Here is a 15,591-nt window from a genome sequence, read left to right as displayed (position 1 = left end):
CAGAGGTACGCGGAGATTTATTGGCGATACTTTGCGCTTTCCTCAGCGTTCCTTTGCGTTTCAATATAAAAACTCAGGATTTATGGCGATTATACTCAGCACTCAGCACTTTGCTATGGTAGTCTAGGAGTTCAAAAATATAATTGCAGCTACTCCGAGACTGAGCAACCCACCACCAAGGATATATGACCAAAAACGATGGTAACTGTTAACAACTGTACCATTTTCACTCTGAAGTTGGATTAAATCCATCCAAGGCATTATACCTCGACGAAACCAACCTACAGCCCCGACTTGTTCCCCAATTAGGCTTTGTACTCGCTTCATCCCAAATAAGAAATTGCCGATGGGGCCAAAGCGGGAGGCGTAGTGCAGATATAGCATACCGCTAGGGTCTTGGATTTTCAGATCAGAACCAAATTTATAACCAGCGTCGCCACGACCAATCAGTGAACCTGCTATTTTTGCTGGTTGTCCGCGTAAAGGACTAGCATAGGGGTCTGACATTAAAGTGAGAATATCAGTAGCTGGTGCTTGTTGGTAGCCGGGAAACATGATAAAGGCTTTGACCAGTATTCCTAACCCTAAGCCCATGAATGGCGCACCCAGTATGAAACCTGACTTGGCGGAAGTTGAGAATAAAATAAAGCTAACTACTAAGCCTGTGAACAAACCAATGGTTTCAGCGCCATACAGCAGTATATCTAAGAAAAAGTTACCGTAAAGCTTATTCTTATTCAGAGTTTTGCCTTCTCCGATGACTTTTCCCATGTCGAACTCGATTGGTAAACCTAACTGTTCTGCATAGGTACTCAAAGCACGGACACGTTTACCTGTCAATGGGTGAGTAGAATTTAATTCCATCCACCAGCCCCAAGGGTTAAACATATCCCACAAAAAAACACGCCCAATTTTTTGGGGGTCAGATGCAATTCGGTAAGCGCTTCCTGTGGAACTTGCGGCTTTGTGGTCATAAATACCTAATGCACGAGTGCCTTCAATTAAACGACTGGGTTCAGGCGATCGCGCTCCTTCTTCTACAATACCGTAAGCAATCTTCACCAAAGCACGGGATAATCCATTAGGGTTGCCTGTAGTTTCGGCGGCAAAATGATCGGCAAAGTATTCTCTGGTACGGGAGAGATACAGTAATAAATAAGTGCCGATAATATAAAATACGTAGGCAGCAAAACCAGCAGTTTGTAAAGCATCTTTGATTTTGTTATCGCCACCACCACGACCCAATCTACGGGCTGTACTGTAAATCAGATAGCAAATCTGCACTAAGGTAGAAGCTACTGTCATCACGGCAAAGTCCCAATGGACAATGTGTCCTAATTCATGGGCGTAGACGGTAGCAATTTCATCATCATCTAGATAAGTGAAAAGTCCCTGACTGACAACTAACCGGGCGCTGTTAGGTAAGGAACCGTAGGTAAAAGCCGTGGGGTTTTGGTCGTCAATAATTCCCAATCGGGGAGTTTTGAGATTTTTATCATCGCAGATTTGACGAATAATTTTCGCTGTTTCTGGGCTGAGGCTTTCCACTTCTGCTAACTCTATCCAGCGAGTCTGATAAAGCCAGCGTTGGGTTAAGTCCATTAAGAAGGGAGAGAAGAAAAAGGCAGCGATATTGAAAATTAAGGTAATGGCGATCGCAATCATTAACCCTTGCAATGGATTGTCACTACCTAAAATAAATACTAAGCTCAAACCTAATACCAACACCATCCCAAACATTAAGGTCATGGTGACAGCAGAAGCTAAAACTAAATTACCGCCCACAGCACCCATTGCTAATTTGACACCAGTTGTAGCAGCACGTCCAGCTTTTGGCGTAGTTTTAGGCTGTTGAGTAAAAGATTGGCGGGCTTTTTCTGCCCATTTACGAGCCTGTGGGTTTTCACTTACCATTAACTTTTGACACAGGACTTTCGCTTTTTCGATTTCGCCTGTACCTTGATAGGCTTTCATTAGCCACATCTGGGCGGAAAGATAATCAGAGGAATCGTGATCAACGCAATTACGGCTGAATTGTTCGAGTAACTCCACCGCTTCCTGATAACGTCCTTGTTGAAAGGCTTCTAATCCAGATTGCAATGACATAGTATCTTTTGCTTAGTAAAGGAGTAGGAATTTATCCATCAATACTCAATATATTCAGCCCTTGTCATCAGAATTACGGAAACTTAACAAGTATAATATAGAGAACCTCACTCCAGTCCCTCTGATTATCAAGAAGAGGGGAAATAAAGATGTTATTTAATTCAGATTCTCAGCTTGGTAGGATGAGAAAAAAGCCACGTTTTTTGATATGACTATTCTTAAAGATATTTCTCCGTTAATTGCGATCGCGCAACAAACCCGACAAGCAGCAAGTAAGCTGGCACTTTTGGAGACTGAAGCAAAAAATCAAGCCCTAGAAGCGATCGCGCAAGCTTTAGAATCAGCTAAGGATGAGATTTTACAGGCAAATATCGCTGATTGTCAAGCCGCATCTGCTGAAGGAATTGCCAAACCACTGTATAAACGGTTGCAGTTAGATGAACATAAATTAAGAGATGCGATCGCTGGGGTGCGAGATGTGGCTAAACTAGCAGATCCAGTGGGTCAAGTGCAGATTCACCGCGAACTGGATACAGGTTTAGTTCTCAAGCGGATAACTTGTCCTTTGGGTGTTTTAGGAATTATTTTTGAAGCCCGTCCAGAAGCAGCGATTCAAATTGTTTCCCTGGCGATTAAATCAGGGAATGGTGTAATTCTCAAAGGTGGAAAAGAAGCAATTCGGTCTTGTGAAGCCATAGTTAAAGCCATTAAACAAGGATTATCTCAAACTGTGGTGAACTCAGAGACAGTGCAGTTATTAACAACCAGAGAAGAAACTGTAGAACTGTTAAATTTAGATAAATATGTAGACTTAATTATTCCCAGAGGTTCCAATTCCTTTGTGCAGTTTGTCCAAGATAATACCCGCATTCCCGTATTAGGACACGCCGAAGGAATTTGTCATTTATATATAGACAAAGCGGCTGATATTGCCAAAGCAATTAAACTGACAGTTGATGCTAAAATTCAATATGCTGCTGCTTGTAATGCCATTGAAACTTTATTAATTCACCAATCAATAGCCGCAGAATTTTTACCAAAAATTGCCGAATCTTTGCAAATAGTTGATGTGGAATTAAGAGGTGATCAACGCAGCTTAGAGATATTACCAAATATTGCCCCTGCTACAGATACAGACTGGGAGACAGAATACAGTGATTTCATTTTAGCCATTAAAATAGTAGATTCAATAGAAGAGGCGATCGCTCACATTAACGAATATGGTTCCCGTCATACAGAAGCCATCATCACAGAAGACTTAGCAGCAGTAGAAACCTTCTGGGGACTAGTGAATGCAGCCGGAGTATTTCACAATTGTTCTACCCGATTCGCCGACGGTTTCCGCTACGGTTTTGGTGCAGAAGTAGGAATAAGTACCCAACAAATGCCTCCCCGTGGTCCCGTTGGTTTAGAAGGATTAATTACCTACAAATATCAAATGACTGGTGACGGTCATATTGTCGCCACATACACCGGAGAAAACGCCCAATCATTTACCCATCAAGACTTAGGATAAAAATATCCAAAAAACCGTATAATTACACGGTGTTAGCACAGATTAATCTATAATTTAGGGATTTACTGGGAAAAATTCTGGAAAAACAAACCACAGAGGCACAGAGGACGCAGAGAAATTTGGAATCTAACCTAACGACTTACCAGTAGATCAAATTTGCACCAAACAGTCACAAACCTAAAAGACTTAATGACCGCAAACTTAAACCTGGAATAATTACTCAAACTCTCTCCCCTTGGCGTACTTGGCGACTTGGCGGTTCGACCTCAAAACCAAAAAACTTATCATTTGATTAGGTGATAACTTTCGGTACAATACAAAAGCCTCACTCATTTTCCTCAACAACATGGGCAACACATTCGGACATTTATTTCGCATCACAACATTTGGAGAGTCCCACGGCGGCGGTGTGGGGGTAATAATTGATGGCTGTCCTCCCCAATTAGAAATTACAGCCGAAGAAATTCAAGTAGAACTAGACAGAAGACGACCGGGACAAAGTAAAATTACCACACCCCGCAAAGAAGCAGACACTTGCGAAATCCTCTCTGGAGTATTTGCAGGGAAAACCTTGGGAACACCCATAGCCATTATGGTGCGGAATAAAGACACCCGTCCCCAAGACTACGACGAGATGGCGCAAACATATCGCCCATCCCACGCCGATGCTACCTATGATGCAAAATATGGCATTCGTAATTGGCAAGGTGGCGGCAGATCGTCAGCCCGTGAGACAATAGGTAGAGTTGCAGCTGGTGCGATCGCTAAAAAAATTCTGCGTCAAGTTGCCAATATTGAAATTATCGGTTACGTCAAGCGCATTAAAGACTTAGAAGGGGTCATTGATCCTAACACCGTCACCTTAGAACAAGTAGAAAGCAATATTGTACGTTGTCCCGATGCCGAATGTTGCGATCGCATGATTTCATTAATAGAAGAAATAGGTAAACAAGGTAATTCCATCGGCGGTGTAGTGGAATGCGTCGCCCGAAATGTCCCCAAAGGTTTAGGCGAACCAGTATTTGATAAATTAGAAGCAGATATTGCCAAAGGTGTGATGTCTCTTCCAGCTAGTAAAGGCTTTGAAATTGGTTCAGGTTTTGCCGGGACACTATTAACAGGAATTGAACATAACGACGAATTTTATATTGATGAAAACGGAGAAATTCGCACAGTAACCAACCGTTCTGGAGGCATTCAAGGAGGCATTTCCAACGGCGAAAATATTGTTTTACGAGTTGCATTTAAACCCACAGCCACCATTAGAAAAGAGCAAAAAACAGTTACTAAAGAAGGTGAAGAAACTGTATTAGCAGCCAAAGGAAGACATGATCCTTGCGTCTTACCTCGTGCAGTACCAATGGTTGAAGCAATGGTAGCATTAGTATTATGTGACCATTTATTACGCAATCATGGCCAGTGTCAGGTATTGTAATTCGTCATTCACGATCAGTAAACAAACGAAATCAATTTTTTGGCTATAACTCTTATACTGTAAGGATTATAGATTATTCTGTCGCGCAATTGCGTGATAGAATATGGTAAACATCAATGTCTAAATTTACATTCTGACTAGCTATTATTACTTGCCATTGTTATAGTAGTCTATAATACATTCTAAAGCGTGTAATAGCAGTTACTGTCAACATGGATAAAGATTATAAAACTCGGCTCAAACATTTTGCTGAACTCAAGTGTAAATACCAAGCAACTCAATATGAAGATTCATCACCTTCTAATTTGCTGTATTTAATTTTGCGAAAAGTTGACTTAGAAATTGAACTCAGTGAGTTAGAATTGAATTGGTTACGAAAGCAGAAACTTTTTGAAACAATTGCAATTATTGAATTAGAGAAGTTTAAGCTGGGAGAACGCAAAAGGCTAGAAATTGAATTTTCGCAACTTAAAACTAAATATAAAGTCTCCAACAACTGGGATACATCAGTAACAAGTTTTTTATATTCTATACTTTGGAAACTTGAAGCAGGAAATAATTTAACTGATTCAGAATTTAAATTATTGCAAGATAATCGACTTACTCAAACCGTCGAAATTGTTCAGGATATGAGACGATTTGCTGCTTTGAAGCAAAAGTATAAAGCCACTAAATTTCCAGATTCATTCCCTAACAGCCATCTCTATAAAATACTAACGAGACTAGATACAGAAACAAGTTTAACTCACTCTGAACACCAGTGGCTACTCAATCATAAACTGTCTGAAACGATAGAAATTTTTGAAAAACAAGTATCTGCAAGACAAGCTAAATTTACCCAATTAAAGGCTAAGTACCAAGCAAGCCAACACCCAGATAAAGAACTAACCAGTCAACTATATCTAATACTCCAAAAACTTGAGACAGATACAAAACTCATTGCTTCAGAAATTCACTGGTTGAAAAAACAAAGACTTACAGGAACAATTACCATTGCAGAGGAACTTGAAAAAAAACGAGAATTCACTGCTTTGAAGGTTAAGTATAAAGCAACTAAATACACAGATTTATCATTGAATAGTGATTTATATAACCTGCTTAAAAAGGTTGAAACACATCCTCAGCTAAATAAAAGTGATATTAAATATTTAAAAGGAATTAATCTAACTGAAACAATTGAATTTGCCAATCAAAAATATGCTTCTATTTTGAAGTCAAGGATAGAATCGGGAGGAGTTCTGAGCGACGCAGAAATTGAATGGCTAAGAAATCATAAATATGAAGATATCATTATTTTAGCCCAAGAAAAGCACTTTGCAATTCTCAAGAAAAAATATGGCTTGATAGCTCCTGCATTACCCATAGAGCCATTGTACGAAATTATGATAAAACTTGAGAAAAAAGAACGCTTAGATGCTGTATTAGTTGTTCAGCTTATAGAAAAAGGTTTGTTATCTCATGATGGAATGATAGCTCGTGCATATTACAGATTGGAAGCAGAATTTTATGAGAGTGAAATGAAACGGAGTGGAAATAAATGGAATATCCCAAATGCTAGTAGTTGTTGGCGTAAAGCAAAAGAACCTGAACAGGCTTTAAAAATTACAAATTTAGACTTAAATAAAATTAATGATAATAAGGTAAAATCAGCCATTTCAGTATCTAGAGGTGCAGCCTTTAGAGATATTGATAAATTAGATGATGCAGAAAACTGTGCAATGCAAGCCATTGATTATCAACCTGATACTTATCAACCTTATACTTTAATGGGAGCTATCTGTTATGACAGAGGTGAGTATGATAAAGGTAGTAATTGGTTTGAAGAAGCTATTCAGCGTGGGGCTAAAACTGAAGATATTGATGCTGAAATCAAAAGAATACTCAAGAATGCCAAGAATGATGACAAACGAGATGAAGCAGCACAGTATCTTTTGAAAAAAGATGCAAAACGCTATGCTTGGGCTAAAGATTATCTCAAAAAGCAGAATACTCAGAAATAAAACCAATATTTTCAATTTTTAAATTGTAAAGATGTTATGTAGAATGTCTTTACAATTAAACTGGTTAAACACAAAATTTTGTAATGATTTAGCAATTTAAAGAAACTGTTTGTCCAGCAACATTACCTTGGCGTTCTTGGCGACTTGGCGGTTCGTTTAAAATTACTTATTAAAACTCAGATATAATTCCATATATATTACAACCTAACATATATGGAATTTATCACAATTTTAGGATTATGTGCAGCCACATTAACAACCAGCGCCTTCTTGCCACAAATGTGGAAAACATGGCAAAGCAAATCAGCAAAAGACGTGTCTTATCTGATGCTGATTACATTTATGAGTGGTCTTTCTTTATGGTTAATATATGGAATTTATTTAAAATCCTTACCCATTATTCTGGCTAACAGCTTCACCTTATTTTTCAACTTCATAATTCTATGGCTTAAAATTAAATATAGATAAACTTGCTCCTAATAAATACCTGTGACATCATCTCTATTTGCCTCTGAACGCCTCCTATTTACCCCCACCACCCCCCACAACGATGCTATCCCGCTAATTTTCGCCTTTCCCAACGAGTACACAGTGGGTATTACCAGCCTCGGCTATCAGGTAGTGTGGGCAACTTTAGCCATGCGTGAAGATGTGCAGGTGAGTCGCTTATTTACCGATATTCAGGAACAACTACCCAGAAACCCGGAAATTGTGGGATTTTCTATCTCCTGGGAACTCGATTATGTAAATATTTTAAATTTACTGGAATCTTTAGACATTCCCATCAGGGCTACTTCCCGTCATGATTCCCATCCCATAATTTTTGGTGGTGGCCCTGTTCTCACTGCTAACCCCGAACCTTTTGCCGATTTTTTTGATGTCATTTTACTCGGTGATGGAGAAAATCTGCTACCTAATTTTATTGAGACATACAAAGAAGTCAGAAACGCTTCTAGAGAAACTCAACTCAAAGCACTGGCGCAAGTACCAGGAATTTATGTTCCTAGTTTGTATGCGGTGGAATATCACGCCAAAGATGGTGAGTTAAAGTCAATTAAACCAATTTTCCCAGAAGTTCCCGCAGTGGTGCAGAAGCAAACTTATCGAGGGAATACCCTATCTACATCCACTGTGGTGACAGAAAAAGCCGCCTGGGAAAATATATATATGGTGGAAGTGGTGCGGAGTTGTCCCGAAATGTGCCGCTTCTGTATGGCGAGTTATCTGACTTTACCTTTTAGAACAGCCAGTTTGGAAGAGTCGTTAATTCCCGCCATTGAAAAAGGGTTAGCTGTGACAAACCGGCTGGGGTTATTGGGGGCTTCTGTGACTCAACACCCAGAGTTTGAGGCTTTGCTAGATTATATTAGTCAGCCCAAATACGATGATGTCCGTTTGAGTATTGCCTCGGTGCGAACCAATACCGTAACAGTGCAGCTTGCCGAAACTTTGGCGAAACGAGACACGCGATCGCTTACAATTGCAGTAGAAAGTGGTTCTGAAAAACTCCGCCAAATCGTCAACAAAAAGCTGCATAATGATGAAATCATCCAAGCTGCTATCAATGCCAAGGCTGGAGGATTGAAAGGCTTGAAGCTTTACGGTATGGCAGGTATCCCCGGTGAAGAACCAGAAGATTTAGAGCAAACCGTCGCCATGATGCGGAATATTAAAAAAGCCGCCCCAGGATTGCGGTTAACATTTGGATGTAGTACATTTGTTCCCAAAGCACACACGCCATTTCAATGGTTTGGGGTAAATCGCCAGGCGGAAAAGCGGCTACAGATGCTGCAAAAACAGCTAAAACCCCAGGGGATAGAATTTCGTCCAGAAAGCTATAATTGGTCAATTATACAGGCTTTGATATCGAGAGGCGATCGCCGATTGTCCCAACTTCTAGAATTAACCCGTGAATTTGGCGATTCTTTAGGTAGCTACAAACGTGCTTTCAAACAACTCAAAGGACAAATACCCGATTTAGAGTTTTACGTTCATAGCAACTGGTCAACCGAGCAAATCTTACCTTGGCATCACTTGCAAGGGCCTCTACCACAGTCTACACTACTGAAGCACTTGGCTGAAGCTACCAGTCATTTCAACTCAACCCCCCCAGAACTACAGCCATTAAATGCAAAATACTGCTGAGTACTACTGCGCTTATTGCGGCGAACCAAACTTAACTTTTATCGATTTGAGTGCAGGCTCACAACAATCTTATGTAGAAGACTGTCAAGTTTGCTGTAACCCGAATATTTTGTATGTCTCGGTTGATGAAGATACCCTAGATATAGAGATTTCAACTGACTGCGAAAGCTAAATTTTACGTTTTTTCTTTCCATGCTGCAATTTCAACATTCCTCAGTCATTAATGCGCCAGTCGAAGTAGTGTGGAAATTCCACGAAAGACAAGATATTTTACAACTACTCAACCCACCTTGGCAACCGGTGCAAGTAATTCGTCGTGAAGGCGGACTAGAAGCGGGCGCTATCACTGAATTTCGTTTATTCTTAGGGCCATTACCTTTAACTTGGTTAGCGCGACACACTGAATGTGAAAAAAATCGTCTGTTTATTGACAAACAGATATCTGGGCCTTTTGAGTCTTGGATACATCGACATGAATTTAGTGCAGAAAATGGTAAAACCAAGTTAACCGATGCGGTTTCCTTCTCTATGCCCGGTGGTGGTACAGTAGAATTTGTCAGTGGTTGGCTCATACAAGCGCAATTAGAAGCGATGTTTCGCTATCGTCACCATGTCACTAAACGCGAGTGTGAATCACGATAATTGTCTAAGGTTTACACTCCTTAATAAGACATTAGTATCTACAAGATACGGCACTTAACCTCGCTCTCCATAAATACTTTCTCGGCTAATGGCTGTATCTGAAAGTGTTGGAAGGTTAAGTTCTCGATGGCTTTCTACCCACTCTTGAAATGCTGTTACCCACTCTTGAGGGGTTGCAGTTTCATAGAAAGGACGCTCACCCTGTAATTGTACTAACATCTTAAGCATGGTATCCAAGTGTGGTTTAATCTCATCTGGATTACGGTTTGTTATTTGAGCTAACAAACGGGTTATTGTCTGAATATCCTGAATATAAATTTGTTCTAACTCATTTACAAGAGATTTTGGTTGATTGTTCATAACCATTCCAAATAAATCGCTTAATCTTTAGCTTACTACTCAACCACAAGAATTTGAAAAAATGCGAATTTTGAATTTTGAATTTTGAATTAAAAAAAAGGTCAATACCAAGTACAAAAGTTTTAAAGTTTCGCCCGCACCTGAATACCATAAGTTACGGGGTCGCCAAATCCGGCTGTGACGTTGGGTGCTGGGAACAGAAACCCAGAGGTAATATAACGAGTATCAAACAAGTTATTGGCATATAAATAAATACCGTATTGTTCGCCTTCGTAACCAATGCGGGTATTGACCAAGGCATAGGGGTCTTGCTTGACTTGGTTGGCATCATCGAAATAAGTTACACCATAACCACGTAGTTCCGCACGGGCAAAAAATCCGCCTCTACTGCGATACTGCGCCGCTAGATTATAGGTAAGTTCTGGTGCAAAAGGAACGCGATTGTCGCTAAAGTCTCCGTCTGTAAAGGGATTTCTGTAGTTTTTAAATCTGCTGTCTACATAGCCAATACCAGCGATAAAATTCAATCCTTGTGCTGGCTTGGCGGTGAGTTCAAATTCTAAGCCTGTGACTTTCACATTGGCATTAGTGACGTTTCTAAAAAAGCCAAAATCATCGGTAAGCAGCACTTGATAATTATCTACGTCAGTTTGGAAAACCGACAGATTAGCCGTGAGACGGTCATCTAACCAAGATGATTTTAAGCCGGCTTCGTAAGTCCAGGAGGTTTCTTCTTGAAATCGCCGTGTATCTTCTGTATCAGCACGATAGTTAAATCCACTGGGTCTATAGCCTTTGGCTATGGTGGCGTATGCCATGAGATTCTGGTTGAAGCGATACTGTAAGCCAAACCTGGGAATTAATTCCTCATTATTCAGGGTCGCACCGCGTACCTCACCAGTAGGGGGATTTACAGTACCGTTTGTATTCTCAAACACACGGCTGCGGTCGAGGTCAGCATCAGCCGTTTCATAGCGCAAACCAGCAAACAAAGTCAGAGGTGTAACTGGCTTGTAATCAACTTGTCCGAAGATGGCGTAAGTATTGCGATATTGTTCTGCGGACACGCGATCGCTTCCCGGTGTTGGTACGCCAAAGGCAACTGCACCAGCTTCTGTATATTTAAAGGTATCATCAATAACTTGAAAATCTCGTGATTCGTAATATCCACCCAACAGCCAACGAAGGGTTTCCGCAGTTTCGGGAGATTGGAGGCGAAACTCCTGTGACCACAAGGTAGAATTGATACCAATAATTTGCTGCAATAAGTCACCGGGGAAGTTATCACCCACTAAGGTACTTTGATTGCTAAATCTCCGTGTGGTGATTGATGTAGCTTGAAAGCCATTACCGTTATAGCTCACTTTCAAAGCCTGGGTGTTAGTGCTGAGGCGATTAAAACCATCGACTTCTTGGGAAACTTGGAAAGGGTTTTCTGCATTCTGGCGTGAAAAGGTAGGATTGCCATTGTCGTTATCACTGGCGTAGACGTTAAATGATACATTCCATTCTGGGGTAGGTGTCCAGAGAATTTGAGCGCGTCCAGTGACTTGCGATCGCTCTCCCACCGCCTGATCAACAAAGATATTGTCAAATACACCATCTCGTGCATTGTATGCTCCCGCCAGTCGAAACGAAAGTTGATCGGGGATAATGGCATCACTGAGCGATAGTTGAAATTCCCGACTGTTATAACTTCCATAACCTGCTGTAATGCCGATTTCTGGCTGATTGCTAGGGGGACGAGAAATAATATTCACTACCCCAGCCGGACTGCTTCTACCATAGAGGGTACTTTGGGGACCACGTAACACCTCCACCCGTTCTAAATCAATTAACGCAACGTCTAGAAAAGCGCCGTAATCAAAGGGAACATCATCAATATAAAAGCCAACAGTGTCTTGACTGGCTAAAAAGTTAAAGTTATTCAGCCCCCGTAAGCTGTAGTAACTAAAATCAGCACTTCCTGCTGTGGTGGGGAGAAAAGTAAAATTGGGTGTATTGTTGGCGATCGCCTGCAAAGAATTGATTTGTCCATCTATGAGTTCCTGCTGAGGAATTACCTTCAGGCTCAGAGGTACATCCTGTGCTGCTTCTGGGCGTTTTTGCGCGGTGACTACCAATTCAATCGGCTCATTCGCCTCAGATGATGGTTGTGTGATTGGTGTTTCACTACTAGGTTGAGACGTATCCGGTGTTTGTGGTGTTGAAGATATTGCTGGCGTGATGACAAAAATTAAACCTTCATTGCTGTCATTTAACTCAACTTTGGGAATATCTACTTCACCTGTAACGATCACTCGGATAGTATTTGCATCCTGATTTATGACTACTACTTCTGCAATACCTGTAAATGGTTGCTCTTGACGAAATGAATTATCACTAGATAAACGCAGTTGAGCATTAGGAATATCTGCGATGAATTTATTTACCTCACTTTTGTAAGTAACTTGCAACTGATCAGATGTAGGAGTTTCTAAGAAAATTTCCAACTCATTAGTAGATTGTTTTAAACGCACCCCTAGTATTTGAATAACTGGATTTGGTTGTGGTTGTTGTACCAATAATTCTTTAATACTGGTGTTAGCCAGCTGTATTTCGCTCAATCGAGGAATATCTGTGATAACTATTTCATCTGAATATGCAGGAAAAACCGTAAAAATTGATATAACAGAAGTTAACCACAAATAAGCTGACAAACTATCTTTTTTCACCCTAGTTCCTCTCACTCACGCCAAAAATTAGGTAATTTGCTGGTTTTCCAGATGTTTCAATAATTATTTGTGACAGTAAGTCAAACTACTGTTGATGTCAAAAGACAGAGTGTCAAACTTAACTTGATATCTATATCTGATTTTTATAGAAACTTTTAATCTGTCTTTGCTGATTTTATACTCTTACCTAAGTTTGACAGCTTGTCATTTGACAGCAGCTCATCAATTACCGAGAATTGGAAGATACCTTGATCAAAGCATAGGTGAAGTGATGCAGTTGTCTGCGAAATTAGCGGTATTCACATTAGTCACAATTCCCTGCACCGCCATTCTGGGGAATTACGCCATCAGTTTAGCTTCTACTAATGAAACTCAAGAAGTAAAAATTAGATTTAATAGTAAAGTTGCTCAACAGCCTTTTGAATGTGGAAAAACCTACACTTTAGGTAAACCAGCCCAAAAATTTACTCTCTCTGATTTTCGTTTTTATGTCTCTGATGTAGCTTTAATTGATATCAATGGTAAAGCTGTACCCCTAACTTTAACCCAGGATGGTAAATGGCAATACCAAAATGTCGCCCTTCTAGACTTTGAAAATAAATCTGGTGCTTGTGTTAACGGCACAGTAGAAACACGTAATCAAATAATTGGTAAAGTCCCCAAAGGCAATTATCAAGGACTGCAATTTACCTTGGGTATCCCTTTCAATCTCAATCATGAGGATTCCGTCACCGCCCCATCACCCCTAAATTTAACTTCCCTCTGGTGGAACTGGCTAGCTGGTTACAAATTTGCTCGCATTGATTTAGAGAAGCATAATCACACTAGCCCAGGCGCGAAACATCGTGAACAAAATCATCACTCGCAGGGTTTCCCCATCCATTTGGGTAGCACCGGTTGTCAAGCCACCACAGGTAGTCAAAAACCCTCATCTTGTAAAAATCCTAATACCGCGAAGGTAGTCTTCACTAAATTTGATCCCAACAAAAATATAGTGGTTGCAGACTTAGCCGCATTGTTAGCAAACACAAATTTAACCATCAACCAAGCAAATACCCCTCCAGGTTGTATGTCATCTCCCGATGACAGCGATTGTGTCGGCATTATGACTAATTTTGGTTTACCCTTCGGTAATCAACCCGCTTCTGAACAGAAATTTTTTAGAGTTGAATGAAATTAACTCGCTTGTTTACCTTAGCTGTGATTTGTCTATTGTCCCTTTGTCTGTCAATGGGACTGAGTAAAGCACTTGGCAAATCACCGACTTCAGAATATGACTGGAATATCCCAACTTGGATGCCGAAGCCAATTGTACCAGCAGATAACCCAATGAGTTCGCAAAAAGTGGAGTTGGGACGGCATCTTTTTTATGAAAAGCGTTTATCAATCACCAGTGAATTCTCTTGTGCATCTTGCCATATTCAGTCCTTGGCTTTTACTGATGGGAAAACTGTAGCGGTGGGAGCAACGGGCGAAAAACACCCCCGTAACTCCATGAGTCTAGCCAATATTGGTTACAACCCGGTATTAACTTGGGCGAACCCTTTGATGACGAAGTTGGAAACTCAAGCTTTAGTGCCAATTTTTGGGGAACATCCAGTAGAAATGGGCATGGTAGGACGGGAACAACAAATTTTAACCATGCTGCGAGATGACACCAAATATCGACAGATGTTTGCCACAGCCTTTGGAGAAAGTCAGGATGCAATTAGCTTGAGTAATCTAACTAAAGCTATAGCGGCTTTTGAACGTACTTTGATTTCCGTGAATTCTCCCTATGATCGTTATCGCTTCTGTGGTGACTCTCATGCTATTTCCAAAGCTGCTCAACGGGGAGAAAAGTTATTCAACAGCGAACGTTTGGAATGTTTTCATTGTCACGGTGGAATTAATTTCAGCGATTCTGTGATGTACGATCGCCTGGCTTTTGTGGAAATCGCTTTTCACAACACTGGGCTTTATAATATTGATGGCAAAGGAGCTTACCCACCAAATAATACTGGTGTTTTTGAAATTACTACCCAACCCTCTGATATGGGACGTTTCAAAGCTCCAACCCTGCGAAATATTGCTCTGACTGCTCCCTATATGCACGATGGTACTATAGCTACTCTAGAAGCGGTTATCGACCACTACAAAGTCGGTGGGAGAAAGATTGATGACGGAGAGTTTGCGGGAGTAGGAAGCAAAAATCCTTTCAAGAGTGAATTTATTAGCGGTTTTGAATTAACGGAAGCTGAAAAAAATGACCTGATAGCTTTCCTGAAAAGTTTGACTGATGAAACATTTATTCATAACCCTGCATTAAGTGATCCCAACTAATTAGACATCCTCTAACTTTTTATCCAAAATTACTGAGGAAAGTTGCCAAAAGTGTTACTGTTACTCCTACAGCAATTAAAACGTTAATGAAAAACTTGCCTAATTCAGTGTATTTAGAAAACTACGGTAAGGTAATTTACAAGTCCTTACTTTTGCTTACATACTGATAGTTAAGTTTATTTCCACCGACCCACTTATATCCTGTTGAGCAATCAAGAAATTTGTAATATTTTTATCCTTCTGTTTCTCCTTCTCTTTGTCTTTCTCGAAATCACCATCCACATCATCTGGTTTTTGTCCACCAGATAAAAGTTCTTGCTCCACTAAAGTTAGGTCAAGGAGGAACCTTAA

At 40.4% G+C, this 15,591-nt stretch carries 13 protein-coding genes; 9 read left to right on the top strand and 4 right to left on the bottom strand.

The genetic code is table 11. From position 1 onward, the window contains the following. Positions 1-123: 123 nt before the first annotated feature. Positions 124-2,106: a zinc metalloprotease HtpX gene (locus VB654_RS20845; protein ID WP_323215715.1), complete on the bottom strand. Its 1,983-nt coding sequence runs from the start codon at positions 2,104-2,106 to the stop codon at positions 124-126. Positions 2,107-2,314: 208 nt separating this feature from the next. Here VB654_RS20845 and VB654_RS20840 point away from each other — a divergent pair, with 208 nt between their 5' ends. The 7 genes from VB654_RS20840 to VB654_RS20810 all read left to right on the top strand — a co-directional run bounded on the left by VB654_RS20840 (position 2,315) and on the right by VB654_RS20810 (position 9,844). Then, entirely contained in the window at positions 2,315-3,622 is a 1,308-nt protein-coding gene (locus VB654_RS20840; RefSeq protein WP_323215714.1) for a glutamate-5-semialdehyde dehydrogenase, read from the top strand. 346 nt (positions 3,623-3,968) lie between these two features. After that, complete coding sequence (aroC, locus tag VB654_RS20835) at positions 3,969-5,057, top strand: chorismate synthase (protein WP_323215713.1); 1,089 nt, start codon at positions 3,969-3,971, stop codon at positions 5,055-5,057. 212 nt (positions 5,058-5,269) lie between these two features. Then, positions 5,270-7,057, top strand: coding sequence for a hypothetical protein (locus VB654_RS20830; protein ID WP_323215712.1), 1,788 nt, complete (start codon positions 5,270-5,272; stop codon positions 7,055-7,057). Between the two features lie 213 nt (positions 7,058-7,270). Next, positions 7,271-7,525: a SemiSWEET transporter gene (locus tag VB654_RS20825; protein WP_323215711.1), complete on the top strand. Its 255-nt coding sequence runs from the start codon at positions 7,271-7,273 to the stop codon at positions 7,523-7,525. A 21-nt stretch (positions 7,526-7,546) separates the two neighbouring features. Continuing rightward, on the top strand, positions 7,547-9,202 hold the full coding sequence (locus tag VB654_RS20820; RefSeq protein WP_323215710.1) for a radical SAM protein: 1,656 nt from the start codon (positions 7,547-7,549) through the stop codon (positions 9,200-9,202). Continuing rightward, a complete protein-coding gene (locus tag VB654_RS20815; protein ID WP_074163337.1) occupies positions 9,186-9,374 on the top strand; it encodes a CPXCG motif-containing cysteine-rich protein in 189 nt (62 codons plus the stop codon). Before VB654_RS20820 ends, VB654_RS20815 begins: the two co-directional genes overlap by 17 nt. Positions 9,375-9,394: 20 nt before the next feature. Then, entirely contained in the window at positions 9,395-9,844 is a 450-nt protein-coding gene (locus VB654_RS20810; RefSeq protein ID WP_323215709.1) for an SRPBCC family protein, read from the top strand. A 54-nt stretch (positions 9,845-9,898) separates the two neighbouring features. Here the strand turns inward: VB654_RS20810 and VB654_RS20805 are convergent, their stop codons facing one another. Then, the gene (locus VB654_RS20805; RefSeq protein WP_323215708.1) at positions 9,899-10,204 is read right to left on the bottom strand and encodes a hypothetical protein; all 306 of its coding nucleotides are present in this window, start codon (positions 10,202-10,204) and stop codon (positions 9,899-9,901) included. 122 nt (positions 10,205-10,326) lie between these two features. Beyond that, positions 10,327-12,918 carry a TonB-dependent receptor domain-containing protein gene (locus VB654_RS20800; protein WP_323215707.1) on the bottom strand — a complete coding sequence of 864 codons (2,592 nt, stop codon included), beginning with the start codon at positions 12,916-12,918 and terminating at the stop codon, positions 10,327-10,329. A gap of 193 nt (positions 12,919-13,111) precedes the next feature. On the opposite strand from VB654_RS20800, the gene VB654_RS20795 reads away from it, so the two are divergent. Both VB654_RS20795 and VB654_RS20790 read left to right on the top strand, forming a co-directional pair. After that, entirely contained in the window at positions 13,112-14,092 is a 981-nt protein-coding gene (locus tag VB654_RS20795; RefSeq protein ID WP_323215706.1) for an MbnP family copper-binding protein, read from the top strand. Beyond that, a complete protein-coding gene (locus VB654_RS20790; RefSeq protein ID WP_323215705.1) occupies positions 14,089-15,240 on the top strand; it encodes an MbnH family di-heme enzyme in 1,152 nt (383 codons plus the stop codon). Before VB654_RS20795 ends, VB654_RS20790 begins: the two co-directional genes overlap by 4 nt. Before the next feature lie 156 nt (positions 15,241-15,396). Here VB654_RS20790 and VB654_RS20785 read toward each other — a convergent pair. After that, on the bottom strand, positions 15,397-15,591 hold a 195-nt coding region (locus tag VB654_RS20785; RefSeq protein ID WP_323215704.1), incomplete at its 5' end, for a hypothetical protein.

This window comes from Nodularia sp. UHCC 0506 (assembly GCF_034931045.1).
Classification (GTDB): domain Bacteria; phylum Cyanobacteriota; class Cyanobacteriia; order Cyanobacteriales; family Nostocaceae; genus Nodularia.
Note: the sequence above shows the minus strand (reverse complement) of the source record. Positions and strands in the feature narration are given on the sequence as shown.

What these genes read in the sequence shown, in the direction of transcription:
- aroC (WP_323215713.1), top strand. Translation starts at nt 3,969, where the DNA reads ATGGGCAACACATTCGGACATTTATTTCGCATCACAACATTTGGAGAG.
- VB654_RS20840 (WP_323215714.1), top strand. Translation starts at nt 2,315, where the DNA reads ATGACTATTCTTAAAGATATTTCTCCGTTAATTGCGATCGCGCAACAA.
- VB654_RS20815 (WP_074163337.1), top strand. Translation starts at nt 9,186, where the DNA reads ATGCAAAATACTGCTGAGTACTACTGCGCTTATTGCGGCGAACCAAAC.
- VB654_RS20845 (WP_323215715.1), bottom strand. Translation starts at nt 2,106, where the DNA reads ATGTCATTGCAATCTGGATTAGAAGCCTTTCAACAAGGACGTTATCAG.
- VB654_RS20810 (WP_323215709.1), top strand. Translation starts at nt 9,395, where the DNA reads ATGCTGCAATTTCAACATTCCTCAGTCATTAATGCGCCAGTCGAAGTA.
- VB654_RS20825 (WP_323215711.1), top strand. Translation starts at nt 7,271, where the DNA reads ATGGAATTTATCACAATTTTAGGATTATGTGCAGCCACATTAACAACC.
- VB654_RS20830 (WP_323215712.1), top strand. Translation starts at nt 5,270, where the DNA reads ATGGATAAAGATTATAAAACTCGGCTCAAACATTTTGCTGAACTCAAG.
- VB654_RS20805 (WP_323215708.1), bottom strand. Translation starts at nt 10,204, where the DNA reads ATGAACAATCAACCAAAATCTCTTGTAAATGAGTTAGAACAAATTTAT.
- VB654_RS20790 (WP_323215705.1), top strand. Translation starts at nt 14,089, where the DNA reads ATGAAATTAACTCGCTTGTTTACCTTAGCTGTGATTTGTCTATTGTCC.